Here is a 23,593-nt window from a genome sequence, read left to right as displayed (position 1 = left end):
AGAAAATTAAATAAATTTGTTAACTTCTTTTTGTTGATAAATTTTTACTTTACTGTATAACAGGGTTTTAGATACTTTTTCTTGTACACTTTATGATATCTGTCATAATTCGATTCTTTTCTTTTTACATACTTTTACACTTTCTTTCTAAGCACTTAAAACCATATTATCCACAAATGCAATTAAAAACAGTCCAGTCCAGTAGGAAAACTTTTTCCCAAGAAGAAGCCTACCAGTCCAGCTTGGCCTATTTCAAAGGCGATGACCTAGCAGCCCAAGTATGGGTAAACAAATATGCCCTTAAAGATTCCGAAGGGAATATCTACGAACTTAATCCCGACGATATGCACCGCAGAATCGCCAAGGAAATAAGTCGTATTGAAAAAAAATATCCAAATCCCCTCTCGGAAAAGGAGGTTTATGATTTAATCAAGAACTTTAAGTACATCGTTCCCCAAGGTAGTCCCATGGCCGGCATTGGTAATCCTTACCAAATCGCTTCCCTGTCCAATTGTTTTGTGATCGGAAACGAAGGGGATTCCGATTCCTATGGTGGAATCATGAAAATTGACCAAGAACAAGTACAACTAATGAAACGTCGTGGTGGGGTTGGTCATGACCTTTCACACATCAGACCTAAGGGATCAGCCGTTAAGAATTCGGCCTTGACCTCAACCGGACTTGTTCCTTTTATGGAGCGTTACTCCAATTCGACAAGGGAAGTGGCCCAAGATGGCCGAAGGGGAGCCTTAATGCTATCGGTTTCCATCAATCATCCCGATGCAGAGGATTTTATCGATGCCAAGATGGAACAAGGCAAGGTAACTGGTGCCAATGTTTCGGTACGAATCGATGATGACTTCATGAAAGCCGTTGCCAATAACACGACTTATACGCAAAAATTCCCCATTCAAAGTAGTGAGCCAAGATTCACCAAAGAAATCGAGGCCAATAAATTATGGGGCAAAATTGTCCATAATGCATGGAAATCCGCCGAACCCGGAATTCTCTTCTGGGATACGATCATTAATGAATCGGTACCCGACTGCTATGCAGATTTAGGATATAAAACGGTGTCGACCAATCCATGTGGGGAAATTCCTTTATGCCCATATGATTCCTGTAGGTTATTGGCCATAAACCTTTTCTCCTATGTAGAGCAACCCTTCACCAAAAAAGCGAATTTCAATTCCAAACTCTTTAAAAAACATATTGCAGCCGCACAGCGCATCATGGACGATATAATTGACCTGGAGTTGGAAAAGATCGATGGTATTTTGGCTAAAATCGCTGCGGATCCCGAATTGGATGAAACCAAGGCTGTCGAAGTACGGTTATGGGAAAAAATCAAGGAAAAAGCCATTAATGGCCGTAGGACGGGGATTGGTATTACTGCCGAAGGTGATATGTTGGCCGCTTTGGGAATGCGCTATGGCAGTGATGATGCAAACGCGTTCTCTGTGGAAGTACACAAGACAATCGCTGTGGAAGCCTATAGGGCATCTGTACATGGCGCTAAGGAACGAGGGGCCTTTGAACTTTTTGACGCAGAAAGGGAAAAGAACAATCCGTTCATATTACGCCTTAAGGAAGCTGATGAAAAATTGTATTACGAAATGTTGGAATACGGCCGTCGTAATATAGCCTTATTGACCATCGCCCCCACGGGGACCACAAGTCTAATGACCCAAACCTCATCGGGTATCGAACCCGTTTTCCTTCCTGTTTACAAGCGCAGAAGAAAAGTCAATCCCAACGACAAGAATTCAAAGGTCAGTTTTATTGATGAGGTTGGTGACTCTTGGGAGGAATATGTGGTATTCCACCATAGATTCAAGGAATGGATGGAAGCCAATGACATCGACACCTCTAAATCGTACAGTCAGGCTGAACTCGATAAAATCGTAAAGAAATCCCCTTACTACAAAGCAACTTCAAATGATGTTGATTGGTTGAGCAAAGTACGTTTGCAAGGTGCCGTGCAAAAGTGGGTTGACCACTCTATCAGTGTCACCATCAATTTACCCAATGACGCACCCGAGGAATTGGTTGGTAAATTATATTTGGAAGCCTGGAAAGCAGGTTGTAAGGGTGTTACGGTTTACCGTGATGGTTCCCGCTCGGGAGTATTGATTTCCAATGAGCCGGAAACCGAGGAAACCCTTACCCCATTCCCCACCAAACGACCCCAAGTGCTGGAAGCCGATGTTGTTCGTTTCCAAAACAATAAGGAAAAGTGGATTGCCTTTATTGGCCTTATCGAAGATAAACCGTACGAAGTCTTTACCGGATTGGCAGATGATGAAGATGGTATCTTAATACCACGTTGGGTTGAAAATGGCGTGATCATCAAAAACAGGAATGAGGATGGTACTTCCCGCTACGATTTTCAATACAAGAACAAAAGAGGCTATAAAACCACGATAGAGGGACTTTCACATAAATTCAATCCAGAATTCTGGAATTATGCGAAATTGATTTCAAGTACCTTACGATATGGCATGCCTATTGAAAAAATCGTTGATTTGATCAATAGCCTCCAATTGGATGGAGAATCGATAAACACTTGGAAAAACGGTGTAACCCGTGCCCTAAAACGTTTTGTGGAAGATGGCACCATTGCCACCGGCCAAAAATGTGACAATTGTAAATCGACCAATTTGATTTATCAAGAAGGATGCCTTACCTGTAAGGATTGTGGTTCTTCCAAATGTGGCTAAACCCCAAACATAGCCATAAGGATACATAGAGTTCCCAAAAAACCGCAATGCCCAGTTAAGGTCGTTGCGGTTTTTTTATTGAATTTCATGTTCTATGGCGAAAAAACAAAACGCAATTCCAGGAAAGGGCTGTAAAATCCAGAATAAGAACATTGCAACTGCAATGGCTTGATCTTTAAAAGAATTATTTTACCGCAATACTTCAAAATCCTTATTCCCTATAAATTCATATTATATTTTGGAATAAACCTATTTTTGTAACTACCTTGGTAACTATCAGCACTAATCATTATGAAGAAAATATTCTGCATCGGAGAACTATTAATTGATTTTATTGCCGAAAATCAAGGAAACGATCTCGCCAAAGCCGAAGTGTTCACTAAAAAACCAGGAGGTGCCCCTGCCAATGTTGCCTGCGCTATTGCCAAACTCGGGGGTTTAAGTAAGTTCATCGGTTGTGTAGGTCCTGGACAGTTCGGTTCTTTTTTACTTGGTGTATTGGAAGACAACCATGTGGATATCAGTTTAACACAACGTTCAAAATCGTTTACTACTATTGCCTTTGTTTCGATTGCTGAGGATGGTGAGCGCGATTTTGTGTTTAGCCGGGGAGCTGACAAAAAACTGAAATACGATTCTACCATTAAAAAATCGTTTCAAGACAACATGGTTCATTTTGGTGCGGCCACTGCCCTTCTGGGTGGGGATTTGGAAGCTGCCTATGGGCGCTATTTTTTTGATGCCCTAACACAAGATGCCTTCATAAGTTTTGACCCTAATTTTCGGGGGGATCTTTGGAAAGGGGATGAACATATCTTTATAAAAAAATGTATGCCTTATATACAAAAGGCCCATTTATCCAAGTTTAGTCTTGAAGAGGCCCAACTCATATCAGGTAAGACCGATTTGGAAGAATGCTGCGCCGTCTTACACGAAATAGGCACCAAGGTCATCACCATAACTTTAGGAGGGGAAGGTACCCTATTAAGTACTGAGAATTCCAAACACACCATTCCAAGCATACCTGTAAACCCTGTGGACACTACAGGAGCCGGTGATGCCTTTATCGGTTGTCTATTACAACAAATAGCAAACCTACATAACCCTAAGGAAATACTTGAAGATATCGACCTGTTGATTGGAATGGTCAAAATAGCCAATAAGGCTGGAGCATTAACCACGACTAATTTTGGGGCAATCCCATCCTTGCCAGATCAAGAACAACTTCAAGCAAACTAATGAATCAAGCATCCATTCACAAATATCTTGCTACGGAATCCAAAAAGACCATAGCAAATGATGTTGAAGCCCTCTTTGAACAACGGTTGGCCACCAACCTTACATTGATCAAGGATTTGTTTTTTTCACTTTATACCGAAAAAGACCATAAGAACTCCTTTGTGAAACTATTGCGTACGCTTCCCATCCTTTTTGGGCAAAGACCATCGCCACTGAAGGTATTGGACGTACAACGTATCAATGAAGGAAACTGGTACCAATCCGAACAGCTTGTTGGTATGCAATTGTATGTGGATCATTTTAATAAAGATCTTAAGGGACTGGAAGAAAAGTTGGGCTATTTCGAAAAACTTGGGGTGAATTTCGTCCACTTAATGCCCATTACCCCTAGACCCCAGGGTGAAAATGATGGGGGTTATGCCGTTAATAGTTATTATGAGGTGGACCCACGGTTCGGCAGTACGGAGGACCTTTTGGATTTAACCCAAAAAATGCGTGATAAAAACATGTATTTAATGCTCGATTTTGTCGCAAACCATACCTCCAATGAATATGTTTGGGCCAAAAAGGCCATGGCAGGCGACCCCAAATACCAAAATTATTACCACATATACCCAGACCGCACCTTGCCCGATGAGTTTGAAAAAACGCTTCCCGAAATATTCCCAATGACCTCTCCGGGTAATTTCACCTTCAATACCGAAATGAAAAAATGGGTTATGACGGTATTTAACCAATATCAATGGGACCTTAATTACTCAAATCCCGAGGTCTTTATCGAAATGTTGGGCAATCTCATAAAACTGGCGAACCTAGGTGTTGATGTTGTGCGTTTGGATGCTCTTGCCTTTATGTGGAAAAAACTAGGTACAGTGTCCCAAAACTTGCCCGAGGCCCATGCCTTGATCTCTCTGTTCAGGATGTGCCTACAGGTAATCGCACCAGGGGTCATATTCTTGGCAGAGGCCATAGTGGCCCCAAAAGAGATCATAAAATACTTTGGTTCGGGAACAATGAAAGGCAACGAATGTGAAATCGCCTATAATGCCACCTTAATGGCTTTATTATGGGACGCCATCGCCACTAAAAAAGCAGTCCTGCTCTATAAAAACATCCATTCCCTTCCAGAAAAACCCAAAGAAACCACATGGATCAATTACATTCGGTGCCATGACGATATTGGTTTGGGATTTGAAGACCACCATATTCATGAAATCGGCTGGAACGCGAAATCACATCGCAAGTTCCTACTTGATTATTACTGCCAGAAAATTGATTGGTCCCCTGCCAAGGGACATATGTTCATGTACAATCCGAAAACAGGTGATGGTAGGATCACTGGAAGCGCTGCATCCCTACTGGGATTGGAAAAAGCCCTTGAACAGGAGGATCAAAGCAAAATAGAACAGGCCATAGCCAAAATAATCATGATGCATGGCATTATACTCTCTTATGGCGGTGTTCCCCTTATTTATGCAGGAGATGAAATTGGGACCTTAAACGATTATTCGTACCTAAAGGTCCACAATAAAAAGGAAGATAGCCGTTGGGTCAATCGACCGCACCAGGATTGGGATACCATAGCACAAATCGATGCACAAAAAAACCATCATTCCCAAATATTCTATTCATTACAGCATTTGATCCGATTGCGTAAACAGCATCCTGCATTTTCCGATCGGAACAACATAATCCTGTATGAAGCCCATAACCCCCACTACCTGATCTATGAAAGACCTATGGGTAAAAACAATGGGGTGCTGGTTGTTTGTAATTTTGATGAAGTACCGCAGGCCATATACGAAAATACCCTCGGTTCTTATGGATCAAAGGCCAATCCCACCGACTTGATTTCGGGAGAAAAAATCACCTTTCGAGATGGCACATTACGATTGATGCCCTATCAAATGTTGTGGTTGGGCAAAACCAAATAGTGCCCCCTTAAGCTTAGTGGCTATTCGATTCGTGAATATTGGTGTTTCCCAATTTGTTATTTTAAAGCAACCACGGCGCCAATTATTCGATACGCCTAGCCTGCGTCGTAAAGGACAACCCCTGTTGTCCCATGGTCGAATTCATAACCCCTTCAAATAAGGGTTCTGAAGAACCCAAAGTCACTTTCCATTCAAAAATAAAGTTTGAGCCCGTACCCCCCGAAACATCAACTTCATCAATGATAATCTCGGCTGTTTCCAATGGACTCAGATAAATCGGTGTGTTAAAATAGGTTCTCACATGTGTACCATGGGTATCAAAATAATTCGCCTTAAGAATGTAAATCGTATCCTTATCACTTGTGTTACGCAAACTCACCATTGAGGTTAGGTTATGCGTTTTATGTTCCGATGTACTATAAATTTGTGAATAAACGGATAAATAGGATTTACCATATTCCAAACTGTCCTTTTTACTGATATCAATGGTTCTCTTTGACCAGTTTTCAGGATTGATCGAGCTGAGCTCCTTTTGTTCTTCGCAACTTAGCATTACCAACATTCCAATAATAAATGCAAATTGTGACTTCATATACTTTATCTTTAAAATTGCCATTTTACATCAACAACGCCGATAGCATCGTTGTAAACACCCTATACAAAATACGTATATTTTTGGGTTATTGTATCGCCTTGGCGCAAACTATTTGAATCGTTGTTAAAAAAATATCTTCGTCGTCTGCGAGGATAGCCATTTTAAAATTATCGTATGCTCCCCTATCCCAATTATTTTTTCTTTTTTTTGCCTTCTTACCTATCATGAAAATTCCCGCAAGATACCGTTTGGAACAATCATATAGGTCTTAATTATACTTTACCTTCCTTATAATACGCAAGCTTTCCTTTAAGGAACCATAAATAGCCTGATCGGTCTTCTTCAAGAGGGGTCGTGCCCTTTCCAATAAGGGTCTGGCCTCCTCGAATCCATTTAAAAAGCAAATAAGATACGTCGCTGGCAAACGGGCCAAATCATGCTTTTCAGTAGGTTTCAACATCTGGCCATTTTCCAACTTCATAAGTAGGGCTTTGTTCATATTGAAAATATGGTGTAATGTTTTTGCATCGTACTTTGGGGGCTCAAAGATCATCTGGCTTTGGATCTGATATGTACCATTCTCCTCAAAAATGATCTGCACCTCTTCCAAAGGATAATATTCATGGGATTTACCAAGTCCTAACTGCACATATTCCGTAATCGTGAAACTATCTTCATTATAGCCCACCCTTACCTCATCAAGTGTAGAGTAGAACAATCTTACCTGCTCATTGATCAGCTCAATATCTACCCGTGAGAAATAGGTCTTATCCTTTACTTTTTTGGTATGCCCTGCCCAACAAACCACAAATTGTTCCTTAAACACCTTATAGTTGCTTTCCAGGTCTTTATGTCTATGGTTGATGAAATCGATGACCCCATCCAAGGTCAATTCAATATTGTTTCGCGCATGTAGCTCTATGGTAGCAACAACCTCCGAATTGATATCCTTTAGTTCAATATCATAAGCTTTGGGCATGCTGATACTGCCTTCCCTGAAAAAAACCGAACCACCATAATATTTCCAGATATTCTTTCTTAAGGAACAGACCTTTCCGCTGGAAGTTATCGTAACCAAGCCCACGACCTTACCTTCAGGAAGGTGTGGAAAGGGAATATTCTCATAAGCTATCAACGGGGGATTATCCAAATAGGCATTGATCAGGTTCTGTATCTTACTATCATCGAAAAAATCGACCCCAACAATCGTATTATCAACATCCTCTACCCCAATGACGATAAACGAATGGTTCGTAGGATTGCTGTTGGCCAAGGCACAAACATGTTTCAGGAATTTAGCCTTCCCCTCTTTGTGTCCAATGGCTATAAAACGCTTTTTATCGTAAAAGCTATTCTCATCATTATGGGCGAGAAGATTTTTTACCAAGAGGCGTTTGTTAATCATAGGAATTATGGATTATAAGTTCGAATAAATGAAAATTACATTTCAAACCTTTTCTTTCAAACAATCTTGATTGACACTAATTTTTTTTATTTACGATAGTAGCGCTGGCCTGTGCGGTGGGCATTACCACCAAATCGGCAATGTTCACATGATAAGGTCGGGTGACCACAAATAGAATGATATCGGCGATATCTTCAGGCCGCAAGGCTTGAAACCCCTCATAGACCTTGGCTGCCTTATGGGTATCACCCTTAAAACGCACTTGGCTGAATTCGGTCTCTACCAATCCCGGATTTATGGCCCCTACACGAATACCGTACTGATTAAGGTCAATTCGCATGCCCTGGTTTATGGCATCAACAGCGTGCTTACTGGCACAATAGACATTTCCTTTGGGATACACTTCCTTACCCGCCGTAGAGCCGATGTTTATGATATGTCCGCCTTTTTTAGCCACCATTTTTGGCAAAATCGCTTTCGTCACATAGAGCAAACCCTTTACATTAATATCGATCATGGCATCCCAATCATCCAAACTACCTTCCTCAATCGGGTCTAAACCGTGGGCATTTCCGGCATTGTTCACCAAGATATCAATATCGGAAAAAGCTGGAGGTAAAGCGTTGATCTGTTCGGTTACCTGTCCCCTGTTTCGAACATCAAAATTAAGCACATGTACACTGGTCAAACCACTTAGTTCTTGTTGTAGTGCGAGTAAACGATCTTGACGTCTTCCACAGATAATCAATTTGAATTTGTTTGCCGCAAAGAGTTTTGCTGTTGCACGCCCTATTCCGCTAGTAGCGCCCGTTATTAACACTGTTTTATTCATTGTTCTTTATTTTAAGGTACAGGATGCCCATGGCTGGCTTCCAACAAAATGAACCAATCCTCGATATCCATAATTATATCCTCGACTTTGGAGGCTAGGGTCAATCGATCCTCATTTGTCGTGCCTACCACAGGATGTATATGGGCTGGATGTTTCATGATCCACGCCAACAAGAGCTGATCCCCTGTTGCATTATATTTTTCTATCATGGGTTCCAGCGCAAGCCTTATCCGCTGGGTCTTTTTATTATCCTCCTTAAAATAACCCCCTAAGGGACTCCAGGACATTGCCAATCTTTTATGGGCAACACAATCATCCAACACACCATTGTACATAACCGAATTATTGGTCAGGGAAAACTCCATTTGATTTGCAGATAAGGGGAGAACACCCTCTAACATGGCTATTTGGGTAGGTGTAAAATTAGATACCCCATAATCGAGTATCTTTCCTTCTTTGAACAACCGCATTATTGCTTCATTGATTTCATCTGGATCCATCAAAGGGCTTGGCCTATGAAGTAACAAAAGATCCAAATATTCAGTATTCAACTGCTTTAACGAGTGTTCCACCGACTTGGTTATATGCTCCTTGGAATAGTTGTAATGCTGTACAATCGACGTACGATTATCCGATATCAATTGAATGCCACATTTTGATATGAGTTGAATTGCATCACGGGGAATCCCACTCTTGGAAAAAGCATTTCCAAATTCGGCTTCGGTAGTATAACCCCCATAGATATCGGCATGGTCAAAAGTGGTTATTCCCACCTCCAAACAATGCTTTATTAGCCGTATCATTTCATCTTTCCCAAGCTGCTTTCCCCATCTTCCCCATGTCATGGTTCCGGCTATAGTTTTCGAAAATTTGGTTATGTTTGCCATAGGCGTGTGAAATTAAAAAGAAATCACTTAAAAACTTCATAAAAATAAGGGCTTTCATGAATTTTTAACCATACATTAACAGCGTTACTATGAATAAATTTTCAATTTGCACCACTGTTAAGATCAAATCGGAACAATATCCAAAAATGCAATAAAATATATGGAAGAAAATACTTCAATTGACATTAGCGCAGTAAACGAAAAAATTGCCCAGGAAAGCGCTTTTATAGACCTCTTGATGTTGGAAATGAACAAAGTGATCGTTGGCCAAAAGCATATGGTCGAAAGATTGCTTATAGGTCTGTTGGGACAAGGGCATATTTTGTTGGAAGGTGTTCCGGGACTAGCGAAGACCCTTGCCATCAACACCTTGGCCAAAGCGGTGAAAGGCAGCTTTAGCAGAATTCAGTTTACCCCCGATCTTTTACCCGCCGATGTGGTCGGTACCTTGATCTACAATATAAAAGAAAATGATTTTTCAATTAAAAAAGGTCCCATTTTCGCAAATTTCGTCCTTGCGGATGAGATAAACAGGGCCCCGGCAAAAGTACAATCGGCCCTTTTGGAAGCCATGCAGGAAAAACAGGTGACCATTGGTGATGAAACCTTTATTCTTGACAAGCCATTCTTGGTTATGGCGACCCAAAACCCGGTAGAGCAGGAAGGTACCTATCCGTTACCCGAAGCGCAAATAGACCGTTTTATGTTGAAGACGGTAATCGACTACCCCAAAATGAACGAGGAACAACTGATCATGCGCCAAAATCTATTAGGTGCTTATGAAAAAGTCAATCCCGTGATTTCCACCCAACAGATCTTAAGTGCCCAAAAGGCGGTAAGGGAGGTCTATATGGATGAGAAAATCGAAAAATACATTTTGGATATCGTTTTTGCTACCCGTTATCCAGAGAAATATAATCTTGAGAACCTCAAACCCCTAATCAGTTTTGGTGCTTCCCCGCGTGGAAGTATTAATCTCGGTATTGCTTCCAAATGTTACGCTTTTATCAAACGTAGGGGCTATGTGGTTCCTGAGGATGTCAGGGCTGTCGTACATGACGTACTTAGACATCGAATTGGCTTAACATATGAGGCCGAAGCAGAGAACATCACTTCCGAGGAAATCATCAACAAGATTGTCAATGAGGTTGAAGTACCATAGACAGTAGGCAGTATACAGTGGCCCGTATCGTTCCTCCGAACATTGGCTACACTCGGTTATTGAATACTTATTACTGTTTGTTATAAAAGATGGATACCAAAGATTTACTAAAGAAAGTTCGTAAGATTGAGATTAAGACACGTCGTCTATCCGATCATATTTTTGGAGGGGAATACCATTCCACTTTCAAAGGGCGTGGTATGACCTTCAGTGAGGTGAGGCAATACCAGTTCGGGGATGACGTGCGTAATATCGACTGGAATGTAACGGCCCGATACAACGAACCCTACATAAAGGTCTTTGAAGAAGAACGCGAACTGACCATGATGTTAATGGTAGATGTGAGTGGTTCGGAATTTTTTGGTACCACCAATCAATTCAAAAAAGAAATTATCACTGAAATATCGGCTACGTTGGCATTCTCTGCCATGCAAAACAATGACAAGGTAGGACTCCTGTTGTTCTCAGATGAAGTTGAACTTTATATTCCTCCCAAAAAAGGAAAATCACACGTACTTCGTATCATTAGGGAATTACTTGAGTTTAAACCCAAAAGCAATAAAACGAATATTGCCGAAGCCTTGAAATACCTGACCAATGTCATGAAAAAGAAAGCCATAGTCTTTGTGCTTTCCGATTTCATTGATGATGACTACGTTAAGACCCTTAAAATTACCGGAAACAAACATGATGTAACCGGTATTCGAATCTATGACGAACGGGAGGAAAATATTCCAAACCTCGGTATGGTTCAAATGGAGGATGCGGAAACCGGCAAATTACAGTTGGTCAACACCCAATCAAAAAGTGTTCGTATGGCATATGGGGAACATCACCGTCAAAGGGTAAAATATTTTAAGGAGTCGTTTACCAAATCAGGATGCGGAGTGCTGAATTGCAGGGTTGATGAAAGTTACGTTAAAAAGCTATTAGGCTATTTTAAAAGAAGAGGTTAATGGGTGTCAAAAATTACCAATTACGAATCTGGGTTTTGCGTGCTTTTTTAGTACGCTGCTTCTTCCTGTGCGCTTTATTCTACGGTAGTCTTGGGTTTGCCCAAACAACACCAAAAATTTCCTCAGCGGTAGACACGACCTTTATCAAAATCGGTGATCAACTGAAATTCATGGTAACCGTTGAAGTCGATTCTACCGATATGGTCATCTTTCCAGAAGGACAAACATTTTCACCCTTAGAGACCGTTGAGGCATTTGCTACCGACACCACCCGTAAAAAGGACAGGATTACCCTATTGAAAACCTATGCCCTAACACAATTCGATTCCGGTTCATACAAATTGCCTGCGCAACGTATTGATATCAACGGAAAAGGATATTTTACAGACTCGTTGCTCGTAAACGTCGCCACAGTGCCGGTTGATACCACGGCGCAAAAGATGTACGACATTAAACCGTTGATCCAAGTTGAGAAGGTAAATTCAGGTTGGTGGAAAATTCTTTTAATCGTTTTAGGCATTTTGGCCCTTGTAGCAGGACTATTATACTGGTTCGTTTTTCGTGCCAAACCCTTGACCGAAGAAGAAAAAGTAGCTCAACTACCCCCCTATGATCGTGCGCTTTTGGAATTGAAAAAATTGGACAATTCTAAATACCTGATCCAAGATGAGTATAAAGAATATTATTCCCAATTAACGGATATTGTTCGCTCCTACTTGGATGAAGATGCTAATATTTCAGCCTTGGAAAGTACTACGGACGAGTTGATCGACAAATTGGAGCTGTTGAAGGATGCCGGGGAACTTGAACTCGATAAAGATACCATCAACCAGTTCAAGAACATTTTAAGGACTGCCGATTTGGTAAAATTCGCCAAGTCAAAACCACCGACCAATGTAGCACTGCAAGATAGAAAGGTTGTTGAGCATATTGTGGTAAAAACGCACGAGGCCATTCCGGAACCAACTATGGAAGAACTGATGGCGCAAGAAGAATATCAAAATGAATTGGCCCGCAAACACGAAAAGAAAAAATGGGTAATTGCAGGAACTACCGCCATAGGCCTGCTTTTGATTACGGGTATTGCACTAATCGGATATTATGGCCCTGTCAAGGTTTGGGATACCATTACCGGACACCCCTCCAAACTTTTATTGGACAACGAATGGGTCGCAAGTTCCTATGGATATCCACCCATAAGCTTGGAGTCCCCGGAAGTATTGGTACGCCAGGAAGTGGAAATCCCTGCTGAGGCCAAAGCCAACATAAAAGACCTTCAAACATTCATTTTTAGGGAAGATAAATCCTTGTTGACCTTGGCAACGACCTCGACGACTTTTACCCAGCCGGTAGAACCTGATTTCGAAAAAACCATAGATCAACTCTTGCGTAATTTTGAAGCAAAAGGAGCTAAAAATATAATCACAAAACAAGAGGAATTCGTAACTGTTTCAGGGGTTAAGGGCCTAAAAACCTATGGTAGTGCCAAATTCAAGGTCCCAGATTCCGAAGAACTGGTGAAAGGAAAATATGCCATTCTCAGTTTTGGTGGCAAAGGATTCCAACAACAGGTCTTACTAACCTGGCAAGATGGGGATACCTATGCGGAAGAAATCATTAATCGGGTATTAAGTACCGTAGAAGTTAAAACTGAAGTATAAATGTTAGATAATATATCATTTGCGAATCCAGAGTTCTTTTGGTTGCTTTTATTGCTACCACTGGCTATCCTATGGTATTTTTTTAAGCGCAGGGAATTAACGCCATCCCTTAAGATTTCGAGTATAAAAGGGTTTTCCAATAGTGGTCTGCTCCCTAAGTTAAAACCGTTGTTGTTCGTATTTCGATTATTGGCCTTGGCCGCTATTATTGTTGCGATGGCCCGACCACAGACCGAGGATATCTCAACCCGTACCAAAACCACCAAAGGAATCGACATTGTAATGGCAATCGATGTTTCTTCGAGTATGTTGGCCCGCGATTTGAAACCCAATCGATTATCCGCCCTAAAAGAAGTCGCCGCGGATTTTATCAAAGAACGACCCAACGACAGAATAGGTCTTGTCGCCTATGCCGGGGAAGCGTATACCAAAACCCCTATCACCAGTGACAAATCCATTGTGCTTAATGCGCTACGTGAAATTACCTATGGACAGTTAAATGATGGTACGGCCATTGGTATGGGATTGGCGACTTCTGTAAACCGGTTAAAAGAAAGCAAGGCAATCAGTAAAATAATCATTCTCCTGACCGATGGTGTGAATAATTCCGGCTTTATCGAACCACAAACAGCTGCAGACCTAGCCGTGGAATACGGCATCAAAACATACACGATCGGCCTGGGAACCAATGGCAATGCCCTTTCGCCCATCGCCTACAATGCCGATGGCTCATTCAGATATGGCATGCGACAGGTTGAAATTGACGAACAGCTATTGCAAGACATCGCAAAAGCAACAGGGGGACAATACTTTAGAGCTACCGATAATGAAAAATTGGAAGCCATTTATGAAGAAATAAATAAATTGGAAAAAACTGAAATAGAGGAATTCAAGTATTACAAATACGACGAAAGATTTCGTTCCTGGGTATTCTTGGCAGGTGCTTTACTATTGTTCGAATGGTTGCTCCGAAATACCTTATTCAGAAGTTTTATATAGATTATGATTCAATTCGACGAAAAAATATATTTCTACCTTCTTGCGATAATCCCGGTTATCGTGGTTCTGTTCATTTTTCTTCAAATATGGAAAAAACGGACCCAGAAAAAATTTGCCGAATCCACCCTGCTTAAAAGATTGACCCCGGAAAAATCCAATTTTAAATCCGTTTTGAAACTGTTGTTTTTCCTTTTGGGAATTACTTTTTTAACCTTGGCTTTGGTGAATCCGAAAATCGGAACGAAATTGGAAACCGTAAAACGCGAGGGCGTCGACATTGTATTTGCCGTGGATGTTTCTAAAAGTATGTTGGCCGAAGACATTGCCCCTAACCGTTTGGAAAAAGCGAAACGCTTGGTTTCGGAAATCATCAACCAATTGGCCAGTGACCGAATTGGCATAATCGCTTATGCAGGACAAGCCTACCCCCAATTACCCATTACGACGGATTACGGTGCTGCAAAAATGTTCTTGCAGAATATGAACACCGACATGCTCACTTCACAAGGTACAGCCATAAATGAGGCCCTGGATTTGGCCACAACCTATTACGATGATGAAGAGCAAACCAATCGGGTACTGTTCATTATATCCGATGGGGAAGACCATTCCGAAGGCACCACCTCAAAAGCGGTTGACGAGGCCGTTGAAGCAGGTATTCGTATTTACACCATCGGTGTTGGCAAAAGCAAAGGTGCGCCTATTCCCATCAAAAAAAATGGGATTGTCGAAAGCCTTAAAAAAGATTCCCGAGGTGAAGTCGTGATCACCAAACTCAATGAAACCGTTTTACAGGAAATAGCGAATGATGGTGATGGTGAGTATATTGATGGAACCAATACAGCAAAGGCCGTTGAGCGTATTAAGGATATTCTTTTGGAAATGGATAAGACCGAGTTTGAAGCCAAACAATTTTCAGAATACAAAGATCAATTCCAATGGTTTTTAGGAGGGGCAATCTTATTCCTATTTTTAGACATTTTTGTATTGGACAGAAAAACCAAATGGCTTCAAAAATTGAATCTTTTCAACGAAAACCATAAAGAAGCAGCATAAGATGAAAAAAATCGCATTCATATTGTTTTTTGTGGCCTTTATATCTTTTGCACAGGAAGAACAAGAGGAAAAACTAAAGGAGAAGGCACGAATCGAGTCTACCAACCTCACTTGGGAAGCGAATAAGGACCTTGCAGAGGATGACTTTGTCGCTGCTGAAGTGGATTACCGTAAAGCAATTTCAAAAAGTGACGAGAATACCGTCGCCCCCTATAATTTAGGCAATGCCTATTATAACAAAGAAAGCTATACAGAAGCCTTTGGGCGTTTTAAGCAAGCGGGCGAGAAGGCAACGGCCAAGGAAGAGAAGCACAAGGCCTACCATAACATGGGGAATGTCTTTATGAAGCAGAAGGAATATGAGAAAGCCGTTGAGGCGTATAAAGAGGCCTTACGCAATAACCCTAAGGATGAAGAAACCCGTTATAATCTAGCCCTTGCTAAAGAATTATTGAAAAAACAGCAGGACGAGCAGCAAAAGAACGACGAAAACAAGGACAATAAAGATAATAAGGACCAAAAAGACGATAAAGACCAGGATCAAAAGAACGACGGGGATAATAAGGAAGACCAGAAGGACAAAGACGATAGCGATAAGAAGGATCAAGAAGACAAAGGGGATAAAGAAGACGAAAAGAAGGAGGATAATAAGGAAGGTGAAGGCGACGAGAAAAAAGAAGAACAGAAAAAGCCCGAACAAGGAGATAAGCCCCAAGAACAGCAACAACAACCAAGACCTAATCAACTTTCCAAACAGCAGATCCAGAATCTGTTAGAGGCCATGCAGAACGAAGAAAAGAAAGTGCAGGAAAAGATTGATGCCAAAAAGGTCAAAGGTGCTAAAGTTAAAAATGAAAAAGATTGGTAATGTACAGCGATTTTAAACATTTCATATCATTGTTTCCTCTCTTGTTCATAGCATTTGTTATGAACGCACAAGATAATGCCGTTACCTTCGAAATGAACCTGAGTAAGGAAAAACTCGGTATCAATGAAAGGTTACGGGTTGAGTTCACCATGAACAAGGATGGCGATGATTTCTCCCCTCCGGATTTTAAAGGGTTTCGGGTACTCATGGGTCCATCACAGGCCATAAGTTCTTCTTGGATCAACGGTGTCCGGTCCTATTCAAAAACCTATTCGTATACCTTAGCCCCTACAGAACGGGGTAAGTTCACCATTAAACAGGCTTCGATTGTTATTGATGGTAAGGTCTATAAATCTTTGGCTAAAACCGTTGAGGTCACTGCCGCAGTGGCAAAACCAAACGACGATATGAATGTCGATGATTATGCCGATGACAATCTGCATCTCGTTGCGGAGGTATCCAAAATGAATCCGTATTTGAACGAAGCCATTAGCGTGGTCTATAAACTCTATGTGAGTCCATCGATACGGGTATCGAATTATCGTCCGTTGGATAATCCCAAATACAATAATTTTTGGAGCCAAGACATCCCCGTACAACGTTTGAATGCGGAAAACGGAACGTATAAAGGCAAAACATATCGTTACGTAGTTTTAAAACGGGTTGTACTGTATCCCCAAAAATCGGGTAAACTTGACATTGAACCCCTCTCTTTGGATGTTACGGTGGATGTACCAACCAACAAACGTGATTTTTTCGGTGGAAGGGTATATACCCAAACGAACAAAACCGTATCGGCTGGGAATCGAACCATCAATGTAAAGGCATTGCCTACGGCAGGGAAACCTGCGAACTTTGGTGGCGCGGTGGGTGATTTCGATTTTTCGGTCACCACAAGCAAGACCAGTTTAAATGCATCAGAATCGCTTCAGGCCGTTGTAGAGGTCAGTGGCCAAGGAAATTTGAAATTATTCCAATTGCCTACCCCCGAATTACCCAGTTCCCTTGAGGTTTATGATCCTGAACACAATGAGGACATTCGTACCACTCTAGCCGGAACCCGGGGTAAGATAAGCGATAGTTATACCATAGTGCCTTCCTTTAAGGGCAAGTATCCGGTACCTAGTATTTCCTTCAGTTATTTCAATCCAAATACGGCATCGTACCACACCGTGGATTCCAAGGAAATCCTGATCAATGTATTGGAAGGACCTACCAATTCCCAAGGGAACGTCAATGCGAACCCAGCGAATACCAAACATTCCGTCGTAACCACTGGGAACCAATTCAATTTCATTAAACTCAATCCTAATCTTACGGCAAAAGGAACCGATTACTTTTTTGGTTCCATGAACTTTTACCTTTGGCTTTTACTCCCCTTATTATTGATACCATTGGCCATTGTATTCCATAAAAAGCGCGATGCCATAGCGAGTGATGTCGAAGGCAATAAAATTAAAAAAGCCAACAAATTGGCCCGAAAATATTTGTCGGAGGCCAAAAAGACCTTAGGCCACAAGGATGCTTTCTTTATCGCCATGGAAAAAGCATTGCATAATTACCTAAAGGCCAAATTAAAAATTGAGACCTCTGAATTCAGTAAGGATAAAATTTCGAGCCTATTAAACGAAAAGGATGTTGACATAGAAACCATTGATGGCTTTATCGGGTTATTGAAAAATTGTGAGATGGCGCGGTACAGTCCATTTTCAGAAGTGCAAATGCAACAGGATTATGACAGGGCCAGTAAAGTAATCGCTAATCTGGACAAACAACTATAGACAATGAAAAAGTTAATTTACATCATTGTAGTATTCATTAGCTTCATTGGGACCGCCCAAAATGAAGCAATATTCGATAAGGCCACGGAATCCTATAATAGTGGCGACTACCAAAAAGCCATTGATTACTACAATAGTATTTTGGATAATGGCCAACATTCGGCCGAGCTTTATTTCAATTTGGGCAATGCCTATTATAAATTGAACCAGATTGCCCCAAGCATTTACAATTACGAAAAGGCGCTCTTACTTTCCCCCAACGATCGGGAAATCAAGAACAACCTTGGCTATGCACAAAACATGACCTTGGACGCCATTGAGGTAATGCCAGAAACAGGTCTTGCCAGAATATACAAAACACTTACCGGTTTTCTTTCCTTTGACCAATGGAGTTATGTTGCGGTTGTATTCATGATTCTCTTTGTATTGTTGTATCTGGCCTTTTACTATTTTAAATATGCCATGCACAAACGTATCGCATTCATTCTAAGTATTGTCTCCTTACTCATATCACTAATGACAGTGGTCTTCGCCTTTATCCAATTCAATGATTTTATGGCCGACCAACCTGCAATCGTCTACGCTAGTGAGGTTCGTATAAAATCGGAACCCAACAAGGGAAGTCAACCCATATTCGTACTGCATGAAGGTGCCAAAGTGAATGTTCTTGATCGGTTAAACGAATGGAATAAAATAAGAATCGCTGATGGCAAAACCGGGTGGATACCCTCGGAAAGCATAAAATTGTTAAAAGATTTTTAGTATTTCCTTAACTAACTATAATAGCAATACTATTATATTTGTGCAAAATGCTTTTAAATGATTCGGTTGAACATCCTTATTGTATTACTTTCCGTATGGATATTCGCCATACTCGCCCCTCCTATCATCACACTATTGAATGATGATGGAAACGCGGTAATATCGATTAACATAACCGAAGAAGAGCAACAAGAACAAGGAAAGAAGAACCTTGGCGAAAAACTGATCTTGGAAAACAACTCGCCAGGTGCCTATATTCTTGCCCATCTACAGAACCTTGGTTTCCATGATTTCTATCTATTGGGCCACTACGATCGTAATTCTGAAATCGTGCTCCCTCCACCAGAACCAATTTGCTAGTTGTCCTTTATTCCTGATGGCATAACCCTTGTCTTAGGAATTTATCACTACGGGCCCCTGCATCCCTGATTTAATCGTTAAATCATCCATTTAGTTGGGCAAAAAAACCTAACTTCATGAGTATTTTGGCGACAATCCTACTTGCAGAATTTTTACTATAATTTAAAAAAACTGAACATGCAAATAGATAACGTATTTAATAATAATGAGAAATGGATCAAGGAAAAATTAGCGATTAGCCCTGATTTCTTTGACGAATTGGGCAAAGGTCAAAACCCTGAACTACTTTATATAGGCTGTTCCGACAGTAGGGTTACCGCAGAGGACCTAATGGGCATGGGTCCTGGTGAAGTATTTGTTCATCGTAATATTGCCAATATGGTCATCAGTATTGACCTTAACGCCATGTCCGTTGTCAATTACGCCGTTGACCACTTAAATGTAAATCACATCGTTGTATGTGGCCATTACGGTTGTGGCGGTGTTAAAGCAGCCATGCAATCTGCCGATCTCGGTATTTTAAACCCTTGGCTTCGTAACATTCGCGACGTATATCGAATTCATAAAGATGAATTGAAAGACATCACGGATGAGAACGAAAAATATGATCGCTTAGTGGAACTCAATGTACAGGAGCAGTGTGTAAACCTTATTAAAACAGCCGCTGTTCAGAAAGCATACCGAGATAGGAATCTAAAAGTATATGGTTGGGTCTTTGATATACATACTGGAAAATTGATAGATTTAAAGATTGACTTTGAAGGAATCCTTCATAATATCATGGAAATCTATCATTTGGATTAACCTGACCCTAACATCATTTATTATAATGGGCTACCCTTTGGCAGCCCTTAAACCAAGAAAATAATCTTATTTAGGGAAATGGGGGGACTTATCCCATTGGAAAAGTTCCCGACCACCCAAATAACATTGCAAAATTAACTTTATGAAAAATTTCTTCTCGAATTTCAAAGGTGACCTCTTAGGGGGGATAACCGCTGGGATAGTTGCCTTACCCTTGGCCCTGGCATTTGGGGTAAGTTCCGGATTAGGCCCCAGTGCCGGACTCTATGGAGCTATCTTTATAAGCTTTTTCGCGGCACTATTTGGGGGCACCAACACCCAGATTTCGGGTCCTACCGCCCCGATGACCGCCGTTAGTATGGTAGTCATTGCCGGCATTGTAGCCATCTTCGACGGAAGTGTTGAAAAAGCACTACCGGCCATTTTAACCGTTTTTCTGCTTGCCGGATTAATGCAAATAGGGTTGGGATTTATTGGAATAGGAAAGTATATCAGATACATACCCTATCCCGTTGTTTCGGGTTTTATGACCGCCATAGGTCTCATTATCCTGATTACACAGATTTTGCCTGCTTTGGGTTACTACCCCAAAGAGGATGAGTCATGGGTAGAACCCTTTAAGCCCCAAGCCGAGGAATTGATCCTCGAAAATATACTCCGTGAGGAAGCTGGAGAGGGTATTTTAGTATTGGAAGACTTTAAGGAAACCATTGCCCGCTCCAACGAAGTGACCCAAGAGACGGTCCTCGAGGAGGCCAAAACCTTAGCGGCTAAAAATGCATCCGGTGTTATTGGTTCCTTAAAGGTTTTGCCCAATGCCTTACAGCAGATCAATTGGTTGGAACTTGGGCTTGCCCTCGCTACCATTATCATTATTTTCGGATTTAAACGTATCACCACCGCTGTCCCCAGCACCTTGATAGCATTACTCGTGGTATCCGGGATTGCTTATGGTCTAGGACTTGATTATAGAACCATAGAAAAGATACCGGAAGGATTTCCGATGCCCAATCTTCAAATCTTCACGGAATTTAAGATTGGAGCCATATCACCTTATATTTTCACGGCATTGACCTTGGCCCTATTGGGGGCAATTGACTCCCTGTTGACCTCTGTGGTGGCAGACAACATGACCAAGACCAAACACAAACCAAACAAGGAACTGATCGGTCAGGGAATCGGAAATACGATAGCAGCCATTTTTGGCGGTCTGCCAGGAGCAGGTGCAACAATTCGTACCGTTGTAAATATCAATTCAGGGGGTAAAACCAAACTCTCAGGAATGATAGCCGGTGTATTGTTATTGGTCATCTTGCTAGCCATGGGACCCATAGCTTCCCAAATACCAGCCGCGGTTTTGGCGGGAATACTTATAACCGTAGGAATATCGGTCATGGATTACAAAGGACTTAAGGCTATTCCCAACCTTCCAAAGGATATTAAAATAGGGCCTATAAAACTAAGTTCCGAGGTTGTGGTAATGCTGGTTGTTTTGGTATTATCAACAGTATGGAATCTGGTTTATGCCGTAGGTATTGGCCTGATAATCGCCTCTTTGATGTTCATGAAAAAAATCGGGGACCTTACGGGTGAACGATCGGATGTTAAGTCCCTGGACAAGGAAAAAGCGTGGGCAGATGAAGCCAACTTTCCAAAAGATCTTAAGGAAGAAGTATTTATAAAGCATATTAAGGGACCTTTGTTTTTTGGTACAACCAGCGATTTTCAAATACTCTCGGATCAAATCCCCAAGACAGCCTCTTACGCTATTATTCGTTTAGATCGCATGCAGTACATGGATCAATCCGGCCTATACGCCATGGAGGATGTGCTTCAAGAATTGAATAAAAACAATGTAACGGTGCTCTTTACCGATTTACAAAGACAACCGAGATATATGATGGAACGTATTGATATTATTCCTGATTTCATTCCGGAAGAACATATTTTTGAGAACTTCGATCGCTGTACCGACTGGATCAAGAATCATGTAAAAGATACGCATTAAGTCACCGCAATACTCTAATAAGACCGTGCTTTCGATAAAGGCACGGTTTTTTTATTGAATTAATTCCCTCTCCTCTTCGTAGAAAATTTTAAATTTGTCCCTCACTTGAATATCATGATCGATAAAATAAAGGAACATATTACGGAAGTAGAAAATTTCAATGCCGACACCAAGGAAGCTATTGAAACCTTTCGTATTAAGTATTTAGGCAAAAAAGGGCTACTGAATGAGTTTTTCGCGGAATTCAGGAATGTACCCAATGATCAAAAAAAAGCATTTGGTCAGGCCATTAATACACTAAAATTAGCGGCTAATGAAAAGGTCAACCTGCTCAAGGAAACCATGGATAGCCAGAATGAGGAAGTTGGAAAATACGGTGATTTGACCAGACCTGGCGAAGCTATGGCCCTAGGATCGAGACACCCCATTTCCATAGTGAAAAACCAGATTATCGATATTTTTTCAAGAATTGGGTTCAACGTTTCCGAAGGTCCCGAAATTGAGGATGACTGGCATAATTTCACGGCCTTGAACCTTCCCGAATATCATCCTGCGAGGGATATGCAGGATACCTTCTTTATACAGACCAATCCCGATATTCTCCTACGTACCCACACCTCATCGGTTCAAGTGCGCTATATGGAAAACAACAAACCCCCTATCCGAACAATATCACCAGGTAGGGTATATCGTAACGAGGCCATTTCTGCCCGTTCACATTGCTTTTTCCATCAGGTTGAAGGACTTTATATTGACAAGGATGTTTCCTTTGCCGATCTAAAGCAGACCTTACAGATCTTTACTACCGAACTTTTTGGAAAGTCAAAAATAAGGTTGCGCCCTTCATATTTCCCCTTTACCGAACCAAGTGCGGAGGTTGATGTTTATTGGGGATTAAAAACCGAATCGGATTATAAGATCACAAAAGGTACTGGCTGGCTGGAAATAGGTGGCTGTGGTATGGTTGACCCTAATGTTTTAATCAATTGTGGCATCGACCCTGAAATCTATTCCGGTTTTGCCTTCGGTGTTGGTATTGATCGAATTGCCATGTTGCTCCATCAAATCACCGATATTCGATTATTGAGTGAGAATGATGTCCGCTTCTTGGATCAATTCAAAAGCACCCTTTAATTTTTCCCTTTTGAAAAAGGATATAGAAATACCCGTTGTTAAGGACGTATATCTTGCGTTGATACAGGAATGGAACGATGATTTTCTGGAGAAAAAATGGAATGCTTACATTCTGAACGACCGGGACACGCCCATTGATATGGTTCTTGTTGTCTCGAAAGGATACGATGAACACCGGAAAACCTCAACAATGAGACATTCGATTGCCATCATGGCCACAAAATCATACGCCAAGATAGAGCTCATACAAGATGATGTCCTCGAATTGAACAACGAGTTTTTCGTTACTTTTTTTGCCGATGGCAAATTATACGAACGGAAATTCCTTTTTGAAAAGGACACCATTACCGAAGGGAATCTAGTTGATATCCCCATTATCCATAAACCAGGTATATTCGCCAAATAGTCCGTATTTACCGTCTTCAACAAT

Annotated in this window: 20 protein-coding genes; 16 read left to right on the top strand and 4 right to left on the bottom strand. The window is 41.3% G+C overall.

The window, feature by feature from the left end:
* The first annotated feature begins 176 nt into the window (after positions 1-176).
* From HPE56_RS16665 to HPE56_RS16655, 3 genes are all read left to right on the top strand, one after another.
* Complete coding sequence (locus HPE56_RS16665; protein WP_188244889.1) at positions 177-2,720, top strand: adenosylcobalamin-dependent ribonucleoside-diphosphate reductase; 2,544 nt, start codon at positions 177-179, stop codon at positions 2,718-2,720.
* A gap of 291 nt (positions 2,721-3,011) precedes the next feature.
* Positions 3,012-3,959, top strand: coding sequence for a carbohydrate kinase family protein (locus HPE56_RS16660; protein ID WP_188244888.1), 948 nt, complete (start codon positions 3,012-3,014; stop codon positions 3,957-3,959).
* Entirely contained in the window at positions 3,959-5,893 is a 1,935-nt protein-coding gene (locus HPE56_RS16655; RefSeq protein ID WP_188244887.1) for an amylosucrase, read from the top strand. Before HPE56_RS16660 ends, HPE56_RS16655 begins: the two co-directional genes overlap by 1 nt.
* Positions 5,894-5,975: 82 nt before the next feature.
* Here the strand turns inward: HPE56_RS16655 and HPE56_RS16650 are convergent, their stop codons facing one another.
* The 4 genes from HPE56_RS16650 to HPE56_RS16635 form a co-directional block, all read right to left on the bottom strand.
* Positions 5,976-6,485, bottom strand: coding sequence for a DUF3124 domain-containing protein (locus HPE56_RS16650; protein WP_188244886.1), 510 nt, complete (start codon positions 6,483-6,485; stop codon positions 5,976-5,978).
* 271 nt (positions 6,486-6,756) lie between these two features.
* A complete protein-coding gene (locus HPE56_RS16645; RefSeq protein ID WP_188244885.1) occupies positions 6,757-7,893 on the bottom strand; it encodes an ATP-binding protein in 1,137 nt (378 codons plus the stop codon).
* A gap of 76 nt (positions 7,894-7,969) precedes the next feature.
* Positions 7,970-8,725, bottom strand: coding sequence for an SDR family NAD(P)-dependent oxidoreductase (locus tag HPE56_RS16640; RefSeq protein ID WP_188244884.1), 756 nt, complete (start codon positions 8,723-8,725; stop codon positions 7,970-7,972).
* Positions 8,726-8,736: 11 nt separating this feature from the next.
* A complete protein-coding gene (locus HPE56_RS16635; RefSeq protein ID WP_188244883.1) occupies positions 8,737-9,612 on the bottom strand; it encodes an aldo/keto reductase in 876 nt (291 codons plus the stop codon).
* Positions 9,613-9,772: 160 nt separating this feature from the next.
* Between HPE56_RS16635 and HPE56_RS16630 the strand changes: the two genes are divergently transcribed.
* The 13 genes from HPE56_RS16630 (at position 9,773) to HPE56_RS16570 (ending at position 23,569) form a co-directional block, all read left to right on the top strand.
* Positions 9,773-10,774, top strand: a complete 1,002-nt coding sequence (locus tag HPE56_RS16630; RefSeq protein WP_188244882.1) for an AAA family ATPase — start codon at positions 9,773-9,775, stop codon at positions 10,772-10,774.
* 89 nt (positions 10,775-10,863) lie between these two features.
* Positions 10,864-11,730: a DUF58 domain-containing protein gene (locus tag HPE56_RS16625; RefSeq protein WP_188244881.1), complete on the top strand. Its 867-nt coding sequence runs from the start codon at positions 10,864-10,866 to the stop codon at positions 11,728-11,730.
* Positions 11,730-13,391, top strand: a complete 1,662-nt coding sequence (locus tag HPE56_RS16620) for a hypothetical protein (RefSeq protein ID WP_223170354.1) — start codon at positions 11,730-11,732, stop codon at positions 13,389-13,391. Before HPE56_RS16625 ends, HPE56_RS16620 begins: the two co-directional genes overlap by 1 nt.
* The gene (locus HPE56_RS16615; RefSeq protein WP_188244880.1) at positions 13,392-14,390 is read left to right on the top strand and encodes a vWA domain-containing protein; all 999 of its coding nucleotides are present in this window, start codon (positions 13,392-13,394) and stop codon (positions 14,388-14,390) included.
* Positions 14,391-14,393: 3 nt separating this feature from the next.
* A complete protein-coding gene (locus tag HPE56_RS16610; RefSeq protein ID WP_188244879.1) occupies positions 14,394-15,446 on the top strand; it encodes a VWA domain-containing protein in 1,053 nt (350 codons plus the stop codon).
* A gap of 1 nt (position 15,447) precedes the next feature.
* Positions 15,448-16,314 carry a tetratricopeptide repeat protein gene (locus tag HPE56_RS16605; protein WP_188244878.1) on the top strand — a complete coding sequence of 289 codons (867 nt, stop codon included), beginning with the start codon at positions 15,448-15,450 and terminating at the stop codon, positions 16,312-16,314.
* 59 nt (positions 16,315-16,373) lie between these two features.
* Entirely contained in the window at positions 16,374-18,095 is a 1,722-nt protein-coding gene (locus tag HPE56_RS16600; RefSeq protein ID WP_223170353.1) for a BatD family protein, read from the top strand.
* 3 nt (positions 18,096-18,098) lie between these two features.
* On the top strand, positions 18,099-18,857 hold the full coding sequence (locus tag HPE56_RS16595) for an SH3 domain-containing protein (protein ID WP_188244876.1): 759 nt from the start codon (positions 18,099-18,101) through the stop codon (positions 18,855-18,857).
* A gap of 57 nt (positions 18,858-18,914) precedes the next feature.
* Positions 18,915-19,217 carry a hypothetical protein gene (locus HPE56_RS16590; protein WP_188244875.1) on the top strand — a complete coding sequence of 101 codons (303 nt, stop codon included), beginning with the start codon at positions 18,915-18,917 and terminating at the stop codon, positions 19,215-19,217.
* 177 nt (positions 19,218-19,394) lie between these two features.
* Positions 19,395-20,021, top strand: coding sequence for a carbonic anhydrase (locus HPE56_RS16585; RefSeq protein WP_188244874.1), 627 nt, complete (start codon positions 19,395-19,397; stop codon positions 20,019-20,021).
* Positions 20,022-20,163: 142 nt separating this feature from the next.
* Positions 20,164-22,029 carry a SulP family inorganic anion transporter gene (locus HPE56_RS16580; RefSeq protein WP_188244873.1) on the top strand — a complete coding sequence of 622 codons (1,866 nt, stop codon included), beginning with the start codon at positions 20,164-20,166 and terminating at the stop codon, positions 22,027-22,029.
* A 114-nt stretch (positions 22,030-22,143) separates the two neighbouring features.
* The gene (gene pheS / locus HPE56_RS16575; protein ID WP_188244872.1) at positions 22,144-23,163 is read left to right on the top strand and encodes a phenylalanine--tRNA ligase subunit alpha; all 1,020 of its coding nucleotides are present in this window, start codon (positions 22,144-22,146) and stop codon (positions 23,161-23,163) included.
* Between the two features lie 10 nt (positions 23,164-23,173).
* A complete protein-coding gene (locus HPE56_RS16570; RefSeq protein WP_188244871.1) occupies positions 23,174-23,569 on the top strand; it encodes a hypothetical protein in 396 nt (131 codons plus the stop codon).
* Positions 23,570-23,593 lie beyond the last annotated feature (24 nt).

The organism is Maribacter aquimaris, from assembly GCF_014596745.1.
Taxonomy (GTDB): domain Bacteria; phylum Bacteroidota; class Bacteroidia; order Flavobacteriales; family Flavobacteriaceae; genus Maribacter_A; species Maribacter_A aquimaris.
Note: the sequence above shows the minus strand (reverse complement) of the source record. Positions and strands in the feature narration are given on the sequence as shown.